Annotated in this window: 1 protein-coding gene; it reads left to right on the forward strand. The window is 57.5% G+C overall.

The genetic code is table 11. The annotated features are described in order from the left end of the window. Positions 1-148 precede the first annotated feature (148 nt). On the forward strand, positions 149-597 hold a 449-nt coding region (locus AWB78_RS43010), incomplete at its 3' end, for a P-loop NTPase family protein (RefSeq protein ID WP_510183599.1).

Below are 597 nucleotides of genomic sequence, written 5' to 3' on the forward strand. Positions count from 1 at the left end.
AACATTCCGCCGACGCTGTACGACCAGCAGGGCGACCACGTAGCCATTTTCGTGCGTCAAGACCTTGATTTCAGCAACGTCTACCAATTGAGCGCCGATGCCACTCCATAAAGTCCAGTCGTTCATCGCGTCGGACCACGCGGTCACCATGACGCTGGCTCCGTTGCTTCGCTATTTGGATGATCCAGACGTATTTGAGGTCCGCGTCAACAAGTTTGGGCAGGTCGTCACTGCCCGAGCTGACAGACGCGAGCTGCACGACGAATCGGCGATCACGCCCGCCTACGTCAACAATCTGACCAATACGCTGCTGTCGTACAACGGCTTAGGACCATCGCCGATCATAGACGTGAAGTTGCCGAACGGCACGCGAGGCGTGATTGTTCGGCCTCCAGCCGTGCTCGCGGGAACGGTGCTCATCTGCTTTCGCAAGCATTTGCAGGTCAGCAAGGGGTTGGAACAGTTGCGCGGCGAAGGGCGCTTCCTGAACGCGAAGCGCCGCACGATTGAGGACATGCTCAAGCTCGACTCAGTCGAAGAAATGTTGCTTGGTCTGCTCGATCAGGGCGATATGGTCGGATTCATGCGTCAGGCAGT

This window comes from Caballeronia calidae, assembly GCF_900044055.2.
Taxonomy (GTDB): domain Bacteria; phylum Pseudomonadota; class Gammaproteobacteria; order Burkholderiales; family Burkholderiaceae; genus Caballeronia; species Caballeronia calidae.